At 76.4% G+C, this 18,746-nt stretch carries 17 protein-coding genes; 8 read left to right on the top strand and 9 right to left on the bottom strand.

Annotated elements, in window-relative coordinates; genetic code table 11:
* Positions 1 to 19 precede the first annotated feature (19 nt).
* Both serC and ACI798_RS16130 read right to left on the bottom strand, forming a co-directional pair.
* A complete protein-coding gene (serC, locus tag ACI798_RS16135) occupies positions 20 to 1,135 on the bottom strand; it encodes a phosphoserine transaminase (protein ID WP_456941804.1) in 1,116 nt (371 codons plus the stop codon).
* A 38-nt stretch (positions 1,136 to 1,173) separates the two neighbouring features.
* Positions 1,174 to 2,304: a citrate synthase 2 gene (locus tag ACI798_RS16130; protein WP_456941803.1), complete on the bottom strand. Its 1,131-nt coding sequence runs from the start codon at positions 2,302 to 2,304 to the stop codon at positions 1,174 to 1,176.
* Positions 2,305 to 2,466: 162 nt separating this feature from the next.
* Here ACI798_RS16130 and pdxH point away from each other — a divergent pair, with 162 nt between their 5' ends.
* Entirely contained in the window at positions 2,467 to 3,114 is a 648-nt protein-coding gene (gene pdxH / locus ACI798_RS16125; RefSeq protein ID WP_456941802.1) for a pyridoxamine 5'-phosphate oxidase, read from the top strand.
* On the top strand, positions 3,111 to 4,445 hold the full coding sequence (locus tag ACI798_RS16120; protein ID WP_456941801.1) for an MFS transporter: 1,335 nt from the start codon (positions 3,111 to 3,113) through the stop codon (positions 4,443 to 4,445). The genes pdxH and ACI798_RS16120 overlap by 4 nt, the downstream gene beginning before the upstream one ends.
* On the opposite strand, the gene ACI798_RS16115 is transcribed toward ACI798_RS16120, so the two are convergent.
* Positions 4,442 to 5,119, bottom strand: a complete 678-nt coding sequence (locus ACI798_RS16115) for a UdgX family uracil-DNA binding protein (protein WP_456941800.1) — start codon at positions 5,117 to 5,119, stop codon at positions 4,442 to 4,444. The genes ACI798_RS16120 and ACI798_RS16115 overlap by 4 nt on opposite strands.
* 63 nt (positions 5,120 to 5,182) lie before the next feature.
* Positions 5,183 to 5,626 (bottom strand): SRPBCC family protein, encoded by a 444-nt coding sequence (locus ACI798_RS16110; RefSeq protein WP_457048383.1) that lies wholly within the window; start codon positions 5,624 to 5,626, stop codon positions 5,183 to 5,185.
* 132 nt (positions 5,627 to 5,758) lie between these two features.
* On the opposite strand from ACI798_RS16110, the gene ACI798_RS16105 reads away from it, so the two are divergent.
* From ACI798_RS16105 to ACI798_RS16095, 3 genes are all read left to right on the top strand, one after another.
* On the top strand, positions 5,759 to 6,688 hold the full coding sequence (locus ACI798_RS16105; protein WP_457048382.1) for an ABC transporter ATP-binding protein: 930 nt from the start codon (positions 5,759 to 5,761) through the stop codon (positions 6,686 to 6,688).
* Complete coding sequence (locus tag ACI798_RS16100) at positions 6,685 to 7,857, top strand: ABC transporter permease (RefSeq protein WP_457048381.1); 1,173 nt, start codon at positions 6,685 to 6,687, stop codon at positions 7,855 to 7,857. The genes ACI798_RS16105 and ACI798_RS16100 overlap by 4 nt, the downstream gene beginning before the upstream one ends.
* 105 nt (positions 7,858 to 7,962) lie before the next feature.
* Complete coding sequence (locus tag ACI798_RS16095; RefSeq protein ID WP_457048380.1) at positions 7,963 to 8,823, top strand: tetratricopeptide repeat protein; 861 nt, start codon at positions 7,963 to 7,965, stop codon at positions 8,821 to 8,823.
* Here ACI798_RS16095 and ACI798_RS16090 read toward each other — a convergent pair.
* Positions 8,820 to 9,728, bottom strand: a complete 909-nt coding sequence (locus ACI798_RS16090; RefSeq protein WP_457048379.1) for an SMP-30/gluconolactonase/LRE family protein — start codon at positions 9,726 to 9,728, stop codon at positions 8,820 to 8,822. The genes ACI798_RS16095 and ACI798_RS16090 overlap by 4 nt on opposite strands.
* 57 nt (positions 9,729 to 9,785) lie before the next feature.
* On the opposite strand from ACI798_RS16090, the gene ppc reads away from it, so the two are divergent.
* Positions 9,786 to 12,593: a phosphoenolpyruvate carboxylase gene (ppc, locus tag ACI798_RS16085; protein WP_457048378.1), complete on the top strand. Its 2,808-nt coding sequence runs from the start codon at positions 9,786 to 9,788 to the stop codon at positions 12,591 to 12,593.
* Positions 12,594 to 12,605: 12 nt separating this feature from the next.
* Here the strand turns inward: ppc and ACI798_RS16080 are convergent, their stop codons facing one another.
* Complete coding sequence (locus ACI798_RS16080; protein WP_457048377.1) at positions 12,606 to 13,532, bottom strand: glycosyltransferase; 927 nt, start codon at positions 13,530 to 13,532, stop codon at positions 12,606 to 12,608.
* A 79-nt stretch (positions 13,533 to 13,611) separates the two neighbouring features.
* On the opposite strand from ACI798_RS16080, the gene ACI798_RS16075 reads away from it, so the two are divergent.
* Positions 13,612 to 14,664 (top strand): inositol monophosphatase family protein, encoded by a 1,053-nt coding sequence (locus ACI798_RS16075; protein ID WP_456941843.1) that lies wholly within the window; start codon positions 13,612 to 13,614, stop codon positions 14,662 to 14,664.
* Here the strand turns inward: ACI798_RS16075 and ACI798_RS16070 are convergent.
* A complete protein-coding gene (locus ACI798_RS16070) occupies positions 14,661 to 16,067 on the bottom strand; it encodes an FAD-dependent oxidoreductase (RefSeq protein WP_456941792.1) in 1,407 nt (468 codons plus the stop codon). The genes ACI798_RS16075 and ACI798_RS16070 overlap by 4 nt on opposite strands.
* Positions 16,068 to 16,142: 75 nt before the next feature.
* Here ACI798_RS16070 and ACI798_RS16065 point away from each other — a divergent pair, with 75 nt between their 5' ends.
* Positions 16,143 to 16,451: a putative quinol monooxygenase gene (locus ACI798_RS16065; protein WP_456941791.1), complete on the top strand. Its 309-nt coding sequence runs from the start codon at positions 16,143 to 16,145 to the stop codon at positions 16,449 to 16,451.
* Between the two features lie 82 nt (positions 16,452 to 16,533).
* On the opposite strand, the gene ACI798_RS16060 is transcribed toward ACI798_RS16065, so the two are convergent.
* Positions 16,534 to 17,343: an Fpg/Nei family DNA glycosylase gene (locus tag ACI798_RS16060; RefSeq protein ID WP_456941790.1), complete on the bottom strand. Its 810-nt coding sequence runs from the start codon at positions 17,341 to 17,343 to the stop codon at positions 16,534 to 16,536.
* Positions 17,336 to 18,709 (bottom strand): cryptochrome/photolyase family protein, encoded by a 1,374-nt coding sequence (locus ACI798_RS16055; protein ID WP_457048376.1) that lies wholly within the window; start codon positions 18,707 to 18,709, stop codon positions 17,336 to 17,338. Before ACI798_RS16055 ends, ACI798_RS16060 begins: the two co-directional genes overlap by 8 nt.
* Between the last annotated feature and the right edge of the window lie 37 nt (positions 18,710 to 18,746).

The following is an 18,746-nucleotide window of genomic DNA, read 5'->3' as shown; positions in this document are numbered from 1 at the left end:
CCTGCGAGGGGGTCCTTCCTCAGAGGCGCTCGACGACGAAGTCGATGCAGGCGGTCAGCGCGCTGACGTCGTCGGGGTCGACGGCGGGGAACATGCCGACCCGCAGCTGGTTGCGGCCGAGCTTGCGGTAGGGCTCGACGTCGACCACGCCGTTGGCCCGCAGCACCCTCGCCACCTCGGCGGCGTCGACGGACGGGTCGAAGTCGACCGTGCCGACGACGAGGCTGCGCTGCTCCGGGTCGGCGACGAACGGCGTCGTGTACGGGGTCTTCTCCGCCCACCCGTAGAGCCGGCTCGAGGACTCCCGGCTGCGGGCGACCGCGCCGGAGAGCCCGCCGAGGCCGAGCATCCAGCGGACCTGGTCGGCGAGCAGGAACAGCGTCGCGACCGCGGGGGTGTTGTAGGTCTGGTCCTTGGTGGAGTTGTCGACGGCGATCGACAGGTCCAGGAACCCGGGGATCCACCGCCCCGACGCCTTGACCTCCGCCACCCGCTCCAGCGCCGCCGGGCTCATCAGCGCGATCCAGAGCCCGCCGTCGGAGGCGAAGGACTTCTGCGGCGCGAAGTAGTAGGCGTCAGCCTCGGCGACGTCGACCGGGAGGCCGCCGGCGCCGCTGGTGGCGTCGATCAGCACGAGTGCGTCGTCGTCGGCGCCGTGCGGGCGCACCACCGGCGCCATGACCCCGGTCGAGGTCTCGTTGTGCGCCCACGCGTAGGCGTCGACGCCGGGCTGCGCCGTCGGCAGCGCCAGCGTGCCCGGCTCGCCCCGCACGACGACCGGCTCCTCGAGGAACGGCGCCTCGGCGACCGCGGAGGCGAACTTCGCGGAGAACTCGCCGTAGGTGCCGTGGGCGCTGCGCCGCCGCACCAGCCCCAGCGCGGCGGCGTCCCAGAACGCCGTCGACCCACCGTTGCCGAGCACGACCTCGTACCCCTCGGGCAGGTCGAACAGCTGGGCCAGCCCCTCGCGGACCTGCCGGACCAAGCCCTTGACCGGGGCCTGGCGGTGCGAGGTGCCCATGAACGCCGCGCCGTCGGACGCCAGCGCCCGCAGCGCCTCCGGGCGGACCTTCGACGGGCCGCAGCCGAACCGCCCGTCGGCGGGCAGCAGGTCGGCGGGGATGGTGGTGCTCATGCCGGTGGGTGCTCCTCGACGGGCGGTGCGGCCGCGGGTCAGGCGGGGGCGGCCTCGTTGACGGCCTTGACCGTGATGGTGTCGAAGCCGTCGACCTCCTCGGGCTTGCGCGCGGCCGGCCCGACGTAGCGGGCCGACGGGCGCACGAGGCGGCCGGTCTGCTTCTGCTCCAGGATGTGCGCGCACCAGCCGGCGGTGCGGGCACAGGTGAACATCGACGTGAACATGTGGCTGGGGACCTCGGCGAAGTCGAGGACGATCGCCGCCCAGAACTCGACGTTGGTCTCGATCGGCCGGTCGGGACGCCGCTCGCGCAGCTCCTTGAGCGCGGCGTTCTCCAGCGCCAGCGCGGCCTCGAAGCGCGGCGCGCCGAGCTCCTTGGCGGCCTTGCGCAGCGTGCGGGCGCGGGGGTCCTCGGCCCGGTAGACCCGGTGCCCGAAGCCCATCAGGCGCTCCTTGCGGTCCAGCAGGTCCTTGACGTACTTCTCCGCGTCGCCGGCCTGCTCCACGCCGTCGAGCATGTGCAGCACGCGCGAGGGGGCGCCGCCGTGCAGCGGGCCGGACATCGCGCCGATCGCGCCGGACATGGCGGCGGCGACGTCGGCGCCGGTGGAGGCGATGACGCGGGCGGTGAAGGTGGAGGCGTTCATGCCGTGCTCGGCGGCCGACGTCCAGTAGGCGTCGACGGCGGCGACGTGGCGGGGGTCGGGCTCGCCGCGCCAGCGGACCATGAACCGCTCGACGATGGTCGCGGCCTCGTCGACGCGGCTCTGCGGCACGGCCGGGACGCCGATGCCGCGCGCGGACTGGGCGACGTAGGACAGCGCCATGACCGCGGCGCGGGCCAGCTGGTCGCGGGCCTCGTCGTCGCTGATGTCCAGCAGCGGGCGGTAGCCCCAGAACGGGGCGAGCATCGCCAGCGCGGCCTGGACGTCGACGCGCACGTCGCCGCTGTGCACCGGGATCGGGAACGGCTCGGCCGGGGGCAGGCCGGGGCCGAACTTGCCGTCGACCAGCAGCGCCCAGACGTTGCCGAAGGTGATCTTGCCGACCAGGTCCTCGATGTCGACCCCGCGGTAGCGGAGGGAACCGCCGTCCTTGTCGGGCTCCGCGATCGTGGTCTCGAAGGCGATGACGCCCTCCAGGCCGGGTACGAAGTCGTCGGCCATCTCGCATGCTCCTCTGCGCGCGCGGACCTCGTGCCCGCACGTTCAGCGGCGCACGACTGCACCGCGACACTAGGCCCAGCGGCCGCCTCCGTTCCATCCGGGGCTGCCGCCCAGCGGGAGCCGTTCCGCACCCGGCCCCCGGCGCGGTGTCAGCATGGCGGGGTGGCCGACCTCTCCCGCATGCGCAGGGACTACGACCGCCCGGGGCTGCGCGAGGAGGACCTCGCGCCCACCTGGGTCGAGCAGTTCGACGCCTGGTTCCGCGACGTCGTCGCCGCCGACGTCCCCGACCCGAACGCGGTGGTCGTGGCCACGGCCGACGCCGACGGCGCCCCCGACGCGCGGATCGTGCTGCTCAAGGGCTACGACGAGGCCGGCTTCGTCTTCGGCACCAGCTACGCCTCGGCCAAGGGCGCGCAGCTGGCCGCCAACCCGCGCGCGGCGCTGGTCTTCCCGTGGCACGCGCTGCAGCGCCAGGTCCGGGTGACCGGCCGGGTCGAGCGGATCGGCGGCGCCGCCTCCGACGACCTGTGGGACCCCCGCCCGCGCGAGGCGCAGCTGGCCGCGGTCGCCTCGGTGCAGTCGACCGTCGTCGACTCCCGGGAGGAGCTCGAGGCGCGGGTGCGGCTGCTCGACGAGGAGACGACGACGGAGAAGGTGCCCCGGCCGCCGGTCTGGGGCGGCTACCGGGTGGTGCCGCGGACCGTCGAGTTCTGGCAGGGCGGCCCCGGGCGGCTGCACGACCGGCTGCGGTTCGTCCGCGACGACGAGGAGGGCGGCGGCTGGGTGCTCCAGCGCCTCGCCCCGTGAGGAAGGACCCCACCGGGCAGCTGCCCGTCGACCCGGTCGAGCCCGGGGAGGTCGCCGAGCCGGTGCCCGTGCCGGAGCCCGCCCCGCGCCGCCGCGGCTGGGCGCTGGACACCAGCCCGCTGCGCAACCCCGGCTACCGGCGGCTGTTCTGGGGGCTGACCGCGACGACGGTCGGCCAGCAGATGACGCTGGTCGCCGTCCCCGTGCAGGTGTACGCGATCACCCGCGACTCGCTGCTGGTCGGCATCACGTCGATGGTCTCGCTGGTGCCGCTGGTGGTCTTCGGCCTGCTCGGCGGGGCGATCGCCGACGCGATGGACCGGCGCAAGCTGATGCTGGTCACCGGGGTCGGCTCGGCGGTGACCAGCGCGCTGCTGGCCCTGCAGGCACTGCTGCCCGGCGGCGGGAACCTCTGGCTGCTGTGGCTGCTCGTGGCCGCGGTCTCCGGCTTCACCGCGGTCAACCAGCCCGCCCGCAGCGCGGTGATCCCGGCGCTGGTCGGGCCGGAGGGCGTGGCGGCGGCCAACGCGCTGGCGATGACCGTGCGGCAGGTCGGCGTCATCGTCGGCCCGCTGGTGGCCGGGCTGCTCATCGGCCTGGGCGACCTGTTCGTCGCCTACGCCGTCGACGCGGCCACGCTGCTGGTCGCCGTGCTCCTGGTGCGCGGGCTGCCGCCGCTGCCGCCGGGCGGGAACACCGGGCCGCTGCGGCTGGGGGCCGCCGTCCGCGGGGTGGGGGAGGGCTTCGCCTTCCTGCGCACCCAGCCGGTGCTGCTCATGACCTTCGTCGTCGACGTCATCGCGATGCTGTTCGCCTGGCCGCAGGCGGTGTTCCCCGAGCTCGCCGCCGACCGGTACGCCGGCTCGGCCAACGCCTACGGGTGGCTGTTCGCCGGCATCTCCATCGGCGCGCTGCTCATGGGCCTGACGTCGGGCTGGGTGTCGCGGGTCGACCGGCAGGGCGCGGTGGTGCTCGCCGCGATCGCCGTGTGGGGTGTAGCGATCATCGGGTTCGGGCTCGCGCAGTCGCTGTGGCTGGCGGTGTTCTTCCTCGCCGTCGCCGGCGCCGGGGACATGGTCAGCGCGGTGCTGCGCTCGTCGATGCTGCAGACCGCCGCGCCCGACGAGATGCGCGGGCGGATGCAGGGCGTGTTCATCGTCGTCGTGGCCGGCGGGCCGCGGCTGGGCGACCTGCGGGCCGGCGCGGTGGCCAGTGCCGCGGGCGTCGGCGTCGCGATGGTCTCCGGCGGCGTGGTCGTCGTCGTCGCGATGGCGGTGGTCGCGCTGCTGGTGCCCTCGTTCCGGCTGTTCCGGGCGTCCCGGGTCGCTTAGGCCAGGGCGCCGGCGACGACCCGCAGGTCCGCCACCAGGGCGTCGAAGGCCGCGGCGCGGGCGTCGTCCGGCGTCCGCAGGATCGCCGAGGGGTGCGCGGTCGCGAGCATCCAGGTCTGCGCCGGCTCGTCCTCCTCCGGCTCGTCGTCGCCGGCCTCGGCGCGGGCGACGCCCGGCGGCGTCCACGGCATGAGCTTCCCGCGCTCCTTGGTGATCCGGAACGACGGCGAGATGAGCGCCTTGGCCGCCGTCGCGCCCAGGCAGACGACGACCTCGGGCTTGAGCACCTCGAACTCCGCCTCCAGCCACGGCCGGCAGGCCCGGAGGTGCTCGGCGCCCGGCGACTGGTGGATCCGCCGCTTGGGCGTCGGCGTGAAGCGGAAGTGCTTGACCGCGTTGGTGACGTAGGCGTCCCTGCGCTCGATGCCGGCGTCGGCCAGCGCCCGGTCCAGCAGCCGGCCGGCCGGGCCGACGAACGGCTCGCCCCTGCGGTCCTCCTGGTCGCCGGGCTGCTCGCCGACGAACACGATCCGCGCGGTCTCGGGGCCCTCCCCGAACACGGTCTGGGTCGCCGGCTCCCACAGCTCGCAGGCCCGGCAGCCGGCCGCGGCCTGGCGCAGCCCGTCCAGCCCGACGCCCGACGGCGGGCTGGCGGGGACGTTCTCCTGGCTCATGGGCCTGATGACACCGCAGCGGACGCCGGAGCGCGAGGGGAGCCGGCGGCCGTCCGGATCCGCTCAGCTCGCGAGGGCCTCCGCCAGCCGGTCGAGGCTGTCCGACCAGCCGGCCCGGTGCAGGTCCTCCCGTTCCCGCGTGGCGAACGGCTCCTGGGTCAGGGACAGCACGGTCCCGGTGCCGCGGTCCCCGAGGACGAGCGTCACCACCGTCTCCCGGTCGTCGGGTGCGGGCTCCTCGTACCGGAAGGTGTAGGAGAGCCCGCGGCCCGGGTCGACGGACAGGAACCGCCCGGACAGGTGGAACGGGGGAGCTCCCGGCGGCTGCACGGTGAACCGGTAGCGGCCGCCCACCCGCAGGTCGACCTCGGCGCCGACCAGCATGAACCCCCGGGGTCCCCACCAGCGCACGAGCTCGCCCGGCTCGGTCAGCGCGCGGAACACCCGCCCGGGCGGCGCCCCGAGCACGCGGCTGAGGGTCAGGCGCAGTCCGTCGTCCCGGTCCACGGGTCGACGGTGGCACCCCGGGGGTCCCTCCCGGTGGTCCGGGCGCGCGGCGGGACACGGTCCCGGTCGGGCGGGCGTCGTCGCCTCGACCGATAGCGTCGCCGCGCACGGGGATCATGGGACGGAGGCACGGTGCTCGAGTTCGACGGGCTCCACAAGAGCTACGGGGACAACCGCGTGCTGGAGGGCGTCGGCTTCACCGTCGCCCCCGGCTCGATGTTCGGCTTCTGCGGGTCCAACGGGGCCGGGAAGACGACGACCATGCGCATCGCCATGGGCCTGGCCCGGGCCGACGCGGGCGAGGTGCGCTGGCGCGGCCGGCCGCTGGACGAGGAGACCCGCCGGCGCATCGGCTACATGCCGGAGGAGCGCGGGCTCTACCCCAAGATGCGGGTCGGCGAGCAGCTGGCCTACTTCGCCCGGCTGCACGGCATGGGCGCCGCCGCCGCGGCCCGCGCCGCGGAGGAGTGGTCCGGGCGGCTGGGCCTGGCCGCGCGCCGCGGCGACCCCGTCGAGAAGCTCTCGCTGGGCAACCAGCAGCGGGTGCAGCTGGCCGCCGCGCTCGTCAGCCGGCCCGAGGTGCTCATCCTCGACGAGCCGTTCAGCGGCCTGGACCCGGTCGGCGTCGACGCGCTGGCCGAGGCGCTGCTCGAGCAGTGCCGGGCCGGGGTGCCGGTCGTGTTCTCCAGCCACCAGCTCGACCTGGTGGAGCGGCTGTGCGACTCCGTCGGCATCCTCGCCCGCGGCCGCATGGTCGCCACGGGCACCGTCGAGGAGCTGCGCCGCCGCGAGGCCGGGCGGCTGCTGCGGGTCGTCGCCCCCGACGCCGCGCCCGGCTGGGCCGCCGCCGTGCCCGGCGTCCGGGTCGTCTCCGAGCGGGCCGGTGACACGCTGCTGGAGCTGGCCGCGGGCGCCGACGACCAGCAGGTCCTCGCCGCCGCGGTGCGCACCGGCCGGGTCACGCACTTCGCCTGGCGGGAGGCCACGCTGGTCGAGCTGTTCCGCGAGGCCGTCGCCGACCCGGCGCAGCAGGCCGCCGACCGCGAGGAGGTGGCCGCGTGAGCTCCCCGCTCTCCAGCGCGCAGTTGGTCCGCCTGGTCGCCGCCCGCGAGGTCTCCACGCGCATCCGCGACAAGACGTTCATCGCCAGCTCGGTGCTGATGATCGTGCTCATCCTCGGCGTGCTGGTCTTCCAGATCGTCGTCAACTCCGGCGGGGACACCAGCCGGGTGGGCGTCGCCGCCGAGCCCGGGCGGGTGGGCCAGGCCCTCGAGGCCCAGGGCGAGGCGCTCGGCGTCGACGTCGAGGTGGTCCGGTTCGACACCGACGACGCCGCCCGCGCCGCCGTCGAGTCCGAGGACGTCGACGGCGCCCTGGTCGGCGCGGCCGCCGCCCCCGAGCTGGTGGTCCGCGAGCCGGACACCACGCTGGAGGCGGTCGTGTCCGGCGCGGTCGGGGCGGTCGCGCTCACCGACGCGCTGGCGCAGGCCGGCGTCGACCCCGCCGACCTGCCACAGCTGTCGGTGACCGCGCTCGACGGCGACGACGACGGGCAGGGCGTCGTGGTCGCGATCGTCGGCGTCGTCGTGCTCTACAGCCTGCTCATCCTCTTCGCCCAGTTCGTCGCGCAGGGCGTCGTCGAGGAGAAGTCCAGCCGGGTGGTGGAGCTGCTGCTGGCCACGATGCGGCCGTGGCAGCTGCTGGCCGGGAAGATCCTCGGCCTCGGCGTGCTGGGCCTCGGGCAGATCGCCGTCATCGCCGCGATCGGGGTCGGCGGCGCGCTGGCCTTCGACGTCGTCGACCTGCCCGGCGAGCTGGTCGGCACGGTGCTGTGGCTGCTGTTCTGGTTCGTCCTCGGCTACGCGCTCTACGCGTCGCTGTTCGCCGTCGCCGCCTCGCTGGTCAGCCGGCAGGAGGACCTCGGCAGCGTGCTGACGCCGGCGTCGCTGGTGCTGGTCGCCGGGTTCGTCGTCGCGGTCCAGGCGGCGAGCGACCCGGACGGGACGCTGGCCGCGGTGACCTCGTACGTGCCGGGGCTGTCGCCGATGGTCATGCCGGTGCGCCAGGCGGCCGGCGACGTCGCGCCGTGGGAGGTGGGCGTGGCCGTCGCCCTCATGCTGGTGGCGATCGCGCTGGTGGTCCGGCTGGGCGGCCGGGTGTACTCCGGAGCCCTGCTCCGGACCAGCGGCAAGACCAAGCTGCGGGAGGCCCTGCGGGCCGGGCAGGCCTGAGCGCCGGGCGGCGGGACACCCGCCCGGACGAGCACCGGACACGTTGGGGTGACCTCACCCCTGCGGAGGGCGTGCGCCCAGGTCAGCCCGGCCATCATCGGCGCCATGACCGAGGACCTGGACGCGCGCCTCTGGCGGCTGCAGGCCTCCGAGGACGCCGACGAGCTGATCGACCTGGGCTGCGACCTCGCCGACGCCGGCCGGCAGACCGACGCCGAGTGGTGCTTCCGCCGCGCGGCGGAGCTCGGCGACGTCACCGGCTACTACGACCTGGGCAACAGCCTCGCCGCGCAGGAGCGCTGGACCGAGGCCGCCGAGGCCTACGAGGTCGCCCTGGCCGGGGGCGAGGACGACGCCTGGCGCAACCTCGGGCTGGTGCTCGAGCAGCTCGGCGACCTCGCGGGGGCCATGGCCGCCTACCGCGGTGCCGCCGAGGCGGGTGACACCGCGGGCGGCCTGCAGCTGGCCTTCCTGCTGCGCGAGCAGGGGGAGCGGGACCAGGCCCTGGACGTCGCCGAGGAGCTGGCCGCGGCCGGCGACGCCGAGGCCGACGCCGTCGCCGCCTGCTGGCAGTGGTGCGCGACCCTCGACCCGGCCCTGGAGGACCGGCTGCGCACCGGCGCCGCCCACTTCGCCGCCGCCCGCGCCGACCTCGCCGCGCTGCTGCTGCAGACCGGCCGCCCCGAGGAGGCCCGGTCGGTGCTCGAGCGCGGCGCCAAGCTCGGCGAGCAGGTGGCCTGGCTGCCGCTGGGCAACCTCTACCGCGAGCTGCTCGCCGACGACGAGGCCGCCGAGGAGGCATACCGCGCCGGGATCCAGGCCGGCGACGCGTACTGCCACCACAACCTCGGCGTGCTGCTGGCCGACCGCGGCGACCTCCCCGGCGCCGCGGAGGAGTTCGAGCGGGGCGCCGCGGCCGGCGACCGGCTCGCCGCCGCCGCGCTGGCCCTGCTCCAGGGGAGCTAGACCAGCCGGCGCAGGCCGCTGAGCGGGCCGCGGTAGGGGTCGGCCGGCGCGCCGGTGACGCCGGGCCGGACGGTGAACAGCCGCCCCGCCGCGTCCTCGTCACCGTCGCCGTGCGCGGTGCTGATCACCAGCAGGCCGCGGTCCGGTCCGGCGAAGGCGCAGCTGGAGGTGTTGGCCACCGGCACCTCGACGACGGCGAGCAGCTCGCCCTCCGGTGACCAGCGGCGCACCTGCCCGCCGCCCCACATCGCCGTCCACAGGCACCCCTCGTCGTCGACGGTGAGGCCGTCGGCCACGCCGTCGGGACCGCCGGTCTCCAGCAGCACCCGCCCGCGGCTCCACGCACCGGAGGACGGGTCGTGGTCGAAGGCGTGCACCAGCCCGGGGCCGGAGTCGGCGAGGTAGACGGTGCGGTCGTCCGGCGACCAGCCCAGCCCGTTGGAGACGGTCAGCCCCTCGCGGACGGTCGTGACGGTGCCGTCGGTGTCCAGCCGGTAGAGGGTGCCGGCGCCGGGGCGCTGGTCGAAGGCCATCGTCCCGGCGTAGAACCGGCCGGCGCGGTCGCACTTCGCGTCGTTCATGCGGGTGCCGCCGTCGTCCGGGCCGCCGCCCTCGCCGGCCAGTTCCAGCAGCACCCGCGCGGTGCCGTCCTCGGCGAGGTGGGTGAAGCCCGCGCCGGCGGCGGCCAGCCACCCGCCGCCCGCGGCCGGGACGACGGCGCCGACGGTGTCGCCGGCGTGCAGCGAGCCGGTGTCCGTGAGGGTGTCGCCGTCGAGGGCGGCCCGCCGGACCCTCCCGGCGCTGATGTCGACCCACAGCAGCTCGGAGCGGGCGTCGTCCCAGGTGGGGCCCTCGCCGTGGTCGGCGCGGGCGGGGTCGGCGGGGGTGGCGCGCAGCGTCAGCACGCGGGGGAGCTTCCCCCGGGACACCCGCGCGTCACATGGGGGGCCGATACTGCCCGCATGTCGGAAGCCACCGTCGACGTCGCCGACCTGCGCCTGCCCGGGCGAACCCCGGAGGGGGACGGCCGGGCCGACGACGCCCCGCTGCGCGAGGACATCCGGCTGCTCGGCCGGGTCCTCGGCGAGGTGATCAGGGAGCAGAGCGGCGACGACGTCCTGGACCTGGTCGAGTCCACGCGCGTGCAGGCCTTCGCCGTCCGCCGCTCGGAGACCGACCGCGCGGAGGTCGCCGCCCGCATGGGGGACCTCGACGTCCGCGCGGCCAACCACGTCATCCGCGCGTTCAGCCACTTCTCGCTGCTGGCCAACCTCGCCGAGGACCTGCACCACGAGCGCCGCCGCCGGCACCACCGCCGGGCCGGGTCGCCGCCGCAGCCGGGCAGCCTCGCGGCCACCTTCGCGCTGCTGGACCGGGCGGACCTGGACCCCGACGTCGTCGCTCGGGAGCTGACCGGCGCGCTGGTGGTCCCGGTGGTCACCGCGCACCCCACCGAGGTGCGCCGCAAGACGGTCTCCCAGGTGCAGCAGCAGGTCACCGAGCTGATCCGGGAGCGCGACCGGATGGCGCCGGGCGAGGTCGACGAGGCCGCCTGGTCGGCGCAGCTGGAGCGGGCGGTGCTCACCCTCTGGCAGACGGCGCTGCTGCGGCTGTCCCGGCTGCGGCTGGCCGACGAGATCGACGAGGCGCTGCGCTACTACGACCTGTCGCTGTTCCGGGTGGTCCCCGAGATCAACGCCGACCTGCGCCGCGCGCTGCGGGAGCGCTGGCCGCACGCCGCCCTGCCGACCCAGCCGGTGCTGCAGCCGGGCTCGTGGATCGGCGGCGACCGCGACGGCAACCCGTTCGTCACCGCCGACGCCGTCCGCCGGGCCAGCACCCGCCAGGCCGAGACGGCGCTGGCCCACCACCTCGGCGAGCTGGTGCAGCTGTACCGCGAGCTGTCGATGTCCGACCGGCTGGTCACGCCGACGCCGGAGCTGGCGCACCTGGCCGAGGCCTCCCGCGACGACTCGCCGTTCCGCGCCGACGAGCCCTACCGGCGGGCGCTCAACGGCGTGCACGCCCGGCTGGCCGCCACCGCCAAGCGGGTCGTCGGGCGGGTGCCCGGCGTGCCGCCGATCGCGGAGCTCGACCCCTACGACACCCCTGACGAGCTGCTCGCCGACCTCGCCGTCGTCGACGCCTCGCTGCGCAGCCACGGCGCAGGAGCGCTGGCCGACGACCGGCTCGCCCGGCTGCGCGACGCCGTCGAGGTGTTCGGCTTCCACCTCGCCGGGCTGGACATGCGGCAGAACTCCTCGGTCCACGAGGAGGTGCTCGCCGAGCTGCTGGCCTGGGCCGGCGTCTGCCCCGACTACGCCTCCCTCGACGAGGCCGCCCGGGTGGAGCTGCTGGCCGGGGAGCTGCGGATGCGCCGGCCGCTGGTGCGCCCGGGCGCCGAGCTGTCGGAGCTGGCCCGCGGGGAGCTGGACCTGCTGGAGGCCGCCGCCGGGCAGGTCGCGCTGCTCGGGCCGCGGGCGATCCCGAACTACGTGATCAGCATGTGCGAGTCGGTGAGCGACGTGCTGGAGGTCGCCGTCCTGCTCAAGGAGGTCGGCCTGCTCGACCCCGACGGCGAGGACGGCCCCACCTGCCCGGTCGGCATCTCGCCGCTGTTCGAGACGATCGCCGACCTGCAGGGCGCCGGGGAGACGATGACCGCCGTCCTCGCCCAGCCGGTGTACCGGGCGCTGGTGGCCAACCGCGGCGACGCGCAGGAGGTCATGCTCGGCTACTCCGACAGCAACAAGGACGGCGGCTACCTCGCCGCCAACTGGGCGCTGTACCGGGCCGAGCTCGCGCTGGTCGAGGTGGCGCGGGGCGAGGGCATCCGGCTGCGGCTGTTCCACGGCCGCGGCGGCACGGTCGGCCGCGGTGGCGGCCCGAGCTACGAGGCGATCCGCGCCCAGCCGCCCGGCGCGGTGGCCGGTGCGCTGCGGCTCACCGAGCAGGGCGAGGTCATCGCGGCCAAGTACGGCGAGCCCGACCTCGCCCGCCGCAACCTCGAGGCGCTGGTGGCGGCGACGCTGGAGGCCACGCTGCTCGACGTCGAGGGCCTCGGCGACGGTGCCGAGGACGCCTACGCGCTGCTCGACGACCTCGCCGCCCGCGCGCAGGCGGCCTACCGGGCCCTGGTCCACGAGACCCCGGGGTTCGTGGAGTGGTTCCGCGCCGCGACGCCCATCCGCGAGCTGGCCGAGCTGAACATCGGCAGCCGCCCGCCCTCGCGCAAGGCCGGCGACCGGATCGCCGACCTGCGGGCCATCCCGTGGGTGTTCAGCTGGTCGCAGGCGCGGATCATGCTGCCCGGCTGGTACGGCACCGGGTCGGCGCTGGAGTCCTGGATCGGGGACGACCCGGCGCGGCTGGCGCGGCTGCAGGAGCTGCACCGGCGGTGGCCGTTCTTCCGGACGGTCCTGTCGAACATGGGGATGGTCCTGGCCAAGACCGACCTCGACCTCGCCGCCCGCTACGCGGGACTGGTGCCCGACGAGGAGCTGCGGGCGCGGGTGTTCGACCAGATCACCGCCGAGCACGAGCGCACCTGCCGGGTGCTGCTCGCGGTCACCGGCGACGACCACCTGCTGGCCGACAACCCGTCGCTGGCCCGGTCGATCCGCAACCGGTTCCCCTACCTGGAGCCGCTGCACCACCTGCAGGTGGAGATGCTGCGCCGGCGCCGGACCGGGGACGACGACGAGCTGGTGCGGCGCAACATCCAGCTGACGATCAACGGGATCGCGACGGCGCTCCGGAACTCGGGTTGAGCCGGGACGGGCTCAGCGACCCGGGCTGACGTCGAGGCGGTTGGCCTCCAGCCAGGCCGCCAGCCGGTCGCCGTCCCACGGGCGGCGCCGGCGGGCGGCCGCCATCGCCAGCCCGCGCGGCAGCTCGGCGAGCGCCAGCACGATCCCGGCGGCGCCGGGGGCGTCGCCGTCGCGGAGGTGGTCGAGGACCGCGCGACCCCGCCGGGCGAGGAAGACCGCCGTCTCCCGGACCGGCCGCTCGGCGTGCTGGGGGAGGAGCACCTGCACCGTGCGGGCGTAGTGCCACTCGCGCAGGAACACCCCGCGGGCGGTGCGCCCGCCCTTGCCGTGCCGGAAGACGGTGTCGGGCACCCGCAGCAGCAGGTGCCCGGCCGCGCGCAGCCGCCGGGAGGCGTCCCGGTCCTCGTTGTAGAAGAAGTACAGGGGGTCGAAGCCGCCGGCGGCGAGGAACTCCGCGCGGCGCACGAGCAGCGCGGTGCCGCTGAGCTCGGAGGCGGGGAACGGCGGGCCGGGCGGGTCGTCCTCCCCGGGGCCGTGCACCGCGGGCGCGGCCCAGACCGCCCGCGGCTCGGCGTCGAGGACCGCGGCCAGCCGGCGCAGCATGCCGGGGTCGGGCTCGCCGTCGGAGTTGACCAGCGCGACGTAGCGGCCCGTGCAGGCGCCGAGCGCGAGGTCCATGGCGCGCGCCCAGCCGAGGTTGCGCGGCGAGGACAGCACCCGGGCGTCGGCGTCGGGGTGGCAGTCGCGCAGGAGGGCGCGGGCGGCCGCGGAGGTCGCCGGCGCGGCGGCGTTCTCCACCAGCAGCGCCCGGCCCCGCCACCCCCGGCCGGTGGCCGCCGCGACCGCGGCGTGGTGCCGGGCGAGCATCTCCGGCGCCTCCCGGTGGACGAGGAACACGACGTCGACGTCGTCGAGGGAGGGGCGCGCGGGAGCCGTCACCGTGGCGCCCTACCCCGGGCGCGCCGGTGGCCTACCGTGCCGGGAGGGGACGGACGGCGGGGGGACCGTGGCGGGCACGATGCGGGTGGCGTCGACGGGCGAGGACCTGCGCGCCGCGGCCCGGCTGCTGGGCGTCGGCCCGGCGGCGCTGGCGCCCGAGCTGCTCGACCCCGGCGCGCGGCTGCTGGTCGGCGACGACGCCGCCGCGCACCTGCGGCGCCGCTGGACCGACGAGGGCACGACCGAGGCCGTCGTCCTCCACCGCTCCACGCACGTCACGGGCCGCGCGGCGCTGCTCGCCGTCGCCGCGGCCTGGGGCTGCTCGCAGGTCCGCGACGCGGGCACCGGCCGGGTGGTCGAGGTGGCGCCTCCGCCGGACGACGCACCGCTGACCGCGCGGTTCGCGCACCTCGCCGCGCTGGCCGCCACCAGGGTCGAGGTGGCCGTGGCGCTGGCCCGCGACACCGGCCGCGACCGCCGCAAGGACGACGGCAGCTGGTCGATGGCCGCCGACGAGGCCGCCCACGCCGCCGCGGCCGGGACGCTGGCCCCGCTCGGCGTGCCCGTGCTGTCGGAGGAGCGGCCCGACCCGGCCGTGCCCGACGGCGACCCGTGGATCGTGCTCGACCCGCTCGACGGCACCGGCAACTTCCGCGCCGGCCTGCCGCCGTGGGCGTTCTCGGCGGCGCTGGTGCACCGCGGCCGGGCGGTCGCCGGGCTCGTCGTCGACCTGTCCTCGGGGCGCCGCTGGGCCGGGACCGCGGACACCGGCGCGCAGCGGGACGGCGTGCCGGCGCGGGTGCGGGAGGGCAGCACCGTCGTCGCCCCGTCGGGCCGGACCGTGCGGGTGCCCGCGACGGCGCACCGCGTGCGGGTGACCGGCTGCACCGCCGTCGACCTGTGCCTGGTCGCCGACGGCTCGGCCGGCGCCTGGCACGACCTGGACCGCAGCGGCACGCACGTGCACGACGTCGCCGGCGGGCTGGCCGTGCTGGCCGCCGCCGGCGGGGTGGCGCTGACCGCGGACGGCGACCCGCTGTCCCTGCGGCCGGACACCGAGACGCTGATCCGGTTCGTCGCGGCGGCCTCCGCCCAGGGCGCGCGGGACCTGATCGAGGCGGTGCGGGACTAGCGCGCCGCGGCCGCCCGCACCGCGGCCAGCAGGGACTCGCGCTCGTGCAGCGTGGTCCGGGCGCGGCCGCGGGTGGCACCGAGGGCGACCTCGGCGGCGTCGATGGCCCGCCAGTCCTCCAGCAGCACCGGCTCGGCGCCGCGGGCGCGCAGCGTGCACACCAGGTCGTCGCGGTCGCCGTGCGGGCCGATCACCCCGGCCTCGGCGTCGGCCAGCAGCGACGCCACGGTCTCGCGGGCGTCGTGCTTGTTGGTGCCGACGACGCCGGTGGGCCCGCGCTTGATCCACCCGGCCACGTACTCGCCGGGGGAGCGGGCGCCCTCGCGCAGCACCCGGCCCTCCTCGTTGGGCACGGTGCCGGTGCGCGGGTCGACCGGCAGGCCGGGCAGGCCCTGCCCGCGGTAGCCGACCGAGCGGACGACGAGGTCGGTGGGCAGCACCTCGGTCTCGCCGGTGCCCACGGCCCGCCCGTCGCCGTCGACGGCGGTGCGCTCCACCTCGATCCCGGTGACCCGGTCGGTGCCGAGGACGCGCACCGGCCGGCGGTAGAAGCGCAGCCACAGCCGGCCGCGGCCGGGCTCGGGCCGGTGGCCGGCCCACTCGCGCAGGACGGCGAGGTTCCGGCTGGCGTTGCGGTCACCGGACAGGCGCTCCTCGGCGGCCGGGTCGAGGTCGAGGTCGGCGGGGTCGACGAGCACGGTGGCCCGCTCGAGCCCGTCGAGCTCGCGCAGCTCCATCGTGGTGAAGGACGCCTGCGCGGGGCCGCGGCGGCCGAGCACGGTGACCTCCTCGACCGGCGTCCCGGCGAGGGTGTCGAGCACGTGCTGGGGCATGTCGGTGGGCTCGAGCTCCTGCGGGGCGCGGGAGAGCACCCGGGCGACGTCGAGGGCCACGTTGCCGACGCCGACGACCACCGCCCGCCGCACGCCCTGCAGCGCGGCCTCGACCCGCGCGCGGTCGGCGTCGGGGTGGCCGCAGTACCAGGCGACCAGGTCGGTGGCGGCCAGGCTGCCGGTGAGGTCCTCGCCCTCGATCGCCAGCGCCCGGTCCAGCGCCGCCCCGTAGGTGTAGACGACGGCGTCGACGTGCGCGCGCAGGTCCTCGAGCGGGACGTCGGTGCCCACCTCGACGTTGCCGACGAACCGCACGCCGGGGTGGTCCAGCGCGCGGTGCAGGGTGTCACGGATCGCCCGCATCTTCGGGTGGTCGGGCGCGATGCCGTGCCGGACCAGGCCGAACGGGGTGGGCAGCCGGTCGAGCAGGTCGACGGTGACCGGGACCGGCGCCCGGCGGGTCAGCGCCTCGGCGGCGTAGATGCCGGCCGGGCCGGCGCCGACGATGGCGACCCGCAGCGGCCGCTCGCCGCCCGGGGCGGGGGATCCGTCGTCGGCCACGACTGGCATCCTGGCCCGGCCGGGGCGTCGTGCGCCAGATCACCGCCCCGGCGAGCCGACCGCCCACCGCAGAGGGGACCGCCCGTGTCCGTCGTCGTCGTCGCCACCATCAGCCCGAAGCCCGAGCACGTGGACGAGGTCCGTCAGGCCGTGCTCGAGACGGTGCCGCAGGTGCACGAGGAGCCCGGCTGCGAGCGGTACGCGCTGCACGAGGGGCGGGGGGTGTTCGTCATGGTCGAGCAGTGGGAGAGCCCCGAGGCGCTGGCCACGCACGGCAAGGCCGAGCCGCTGACCGCGCTGTCGGCGAGGCTCGAGGGCAAGCTCACCGAGCGCCCCGCCGTCCAGGTGCTCACCGCCCACCCCGCCGGCGACGCCGCCAAGGGCGCCCTCTGAGCTCACCCCTCCCGTCGAGATCACGTGATCTCGTACGTCCCGGTCGGCCCTGGCGTACGAGATCACGTGATCTCGGCAGCCGTCAGACCGCCTGGCAGACGGGGCACCAGTAGAGGTTGCGGCCGACCATCTCCTCGGTGCGCACCTCGGTGCCGCAGACCCGGCAGGGCAGACCGGTGCGCCGGTAGACGTAGTGCGCGTCCTCGCGGCGCACCGCGCCCGAGCGGCGGGAGCGGTCGGCCGGCTGCGTGGTCACGATCCGGCCCATCCGGACGCCGGCGCGCATGAGCACCACCAGGTCGTCCCACAGCGCCTGCCACTCCTGCGCGCCGACGTCGCGGCCGGGGCGGAACGGCGAGATGCGGTGCCGGAAGAGGATCTCGGCGCGGTAGACGTTGCCGACCCCGGCGAGCACCGACTGGTCCATCAGCAGCGCGCCGACCGCCGTCCGGCTGCGGCCGACCTTCGCGTACGACAGCGGGCCGCCCCGGCGCGTGCGCAGCGGGTCGGGGCCGAGCCGGTCGAGGATCGCGTCGACCTCGGGCTGGGTGAGGACGTCGCACGCCGTCGCCCCGCGCAGGTCGGTCCACACGCCCTCGCCCTTGGGCCCGTCGGCCACCCAGCGCATCCGCAGCGCGCCGCGCGGGGTCGGCGGGTCGCCGACGCCGGTCGTGTAGGTGCCGTAGAGGCCCAGGTGGACGTGCAGCACGTGGCCGCCGAAGTCGGCGAACAGGTGCTTGCCGTAGCTGGTGACCTCCTCGAGGACCCGCCCGTCGAGCAGCCCGGCGCCGGCGGCGAAGCGGCCCTGCGGGCTGGTGACGTGCACCGGCCGCCCGGCGAACAGCTCGGACTGCTCCCTCGCCAGCCGGTACAGGGTGTGGCCCTCAGGCACCGCGCACCGCCTGGTACCGGGCCAGCGCCACCCGGCGCTCCTCGGCGTGGTCGACGACCGGCAGGGGATAGCCCTCGGGCGGGCCGCCGGGCAGGGTCCACGGCTCGTGCACGTACCGGTCGGGGACGTCGCGCAGCTCGGGCACCCAGCGCCGCACGTAGACGCCGTGGGGGTCGAACTGCTGCCCCTGCCGGGTCGGGTTGAACACCCGGTAGTAGGGCGAGGGGTCGGTGCCGGTGCCGGCCACCCACTGCCAGCCGTGGTGGTTGCTGGCGAGGTCGCCGTCGACGAGGTGGTCGAGGAAGTACCGGGCGCCCCGGCGCCAGTCGACGTGCAGGTCCTTGACCAGGAACGACGCCACGATCATGCGCACCCGGTTGTGCACGTAGGCCTCGCCGTGCAGCTGCCGCATGCCGGCGTCGACGATCGGGTAGCCGGTGCGCCCCTCGGCCCAGGCCGCGAAGTGCTCGTCGGCGACCGGGCCGGTGTCGTACTGCATGCGAGTCATCTGCGGGGTGAACGGCTCCCGCGCGGTCTCGGGGCGGTGCCACAGGACGTCGGCGTAGAAGTCGCGCCAGATGAGCTCGCCGGTGAACTTCTCCACCGCCTCGGCGTGGTCCCCGGCCAGCTGCTGCGCCTCGGCGACCAGGGTCCGGGGGTGCACGGTGCCGTACTTGAGGTGCGCCGACAGCCGGCTGGTGGAGTCGGTGCCGGGGGTGTTGCGGCCGGTCGCGTAGCCGAGCAGCCGCTGGTCGCGGAACAGCGCCCACGCGTCCAGCCCGGCGCGCTCGCCGGCCGGGGGCAGCACGGTGCCGTCGAGGTCCTGCGCCGGCGGCAGGTCCTCGGAGCGGACCCCGTCGGCCCACGCGACGTCGTCGGGGAAGGGGGCGGGGGAGTGCAGGCCGCGCGCCCGCCAGGCCCGCGCGAACGGCGAGTAGACCCGGAACGGCGTGCCGTCGTCCTTGGTCAGCCGGCCGGGGGTGACGCCGTAGGGCGAACCGGTGCGGACGAACGGGACCTCGCCCAGCGCCCGCTCGACCGCCACGTCCCGCGCCCGCCCGTAGACGCCGGCGTCGGAGGACACGTGCACGCTCACCGCCCCCGTCTCGCGGACCAGGTCGGGGACGACGCGCGCGGGGTCCCCGGACCGGACCACCAGCGCCCCGCCCGTCTGCTCGCGCAGGTCGGCCAGGCAGCCGCGCAGGAACTCCCGCCGGGGCCGGCCCGCGGGCTCCCACAGCCGCGGGTCGACGACGAAGACGGGCACCACCGTGCCGTCCCGGCCGGCCGCCTCGACCGCGGCGACCAGCGCCGGGTGGTCGCGCAGCCGCAGGTCGCGGCGGAACCAGAGCAGGGCTGTCGGCACCCGCGCCAGGTTAGGTCGCCCGGCGCGGGGCCGCAGG

Source organism: Geodermatophilus sp. SYSU D01045, assembly GCF_054050295.1.
Note: the sequence above shows the minus strand (reverse complement) of the source record. Positions and strands in the feature narration are given on the sequence as shown.

Bases quoted from the DNA above. Each gene is read 5' to 3' on its own strand.
- serC (WP_456941804.1), bottom strand. From the start codon at position 1,135: ATGAGCACCACCATCCCCGCCGACCTGCTGCCCGCCGACGGGCGGTTC.
- ACI798_RS16130 (WP_456941803.1), bottom strand. From the start codon at position 2,304: ATGGCCGACGACTTCGTACCCGGCCTGGAGGGCGTCATCGCCTTCGAG.
- ACI798_RS16115 (WP_456941800.1), bottom strand. From the start codon at position 5,119: ATGAGCCAGGAGAACGTCCCCGCCAGCCCGCCGTCGGGCGTCGGGCTG.
- ACI798_RS16095 (WP_457048380.1), top strand. From the start codon at position 7,963: ATGACCGAGGACCTGGACGCGCGCCTCTGGCGGCTGCAGGCCTCCGAG.
- ppc (WP_457048378.1), top strand. From the start codon at position 9,786: ATGTCGGAAGCCACCGTCGACGTCGCCGACCTGCGCCTGCCCGGGCGA.
- ACI798_RS16075 (WP_456941843.1), top strand. From the start codon at position 13,612: ATGCGGGTGGCGTCGACGGGCGAGGACCTGCGCGCCGCGGCCCGGCTG.
- ACI798_RS16070 (WP_456941792.1), bottom strand. From the start codon at position 16,067: ATGCCAGTCGTGGCCGACGACGGATCCCCCGCCCCGGGCGGCGAGCGG.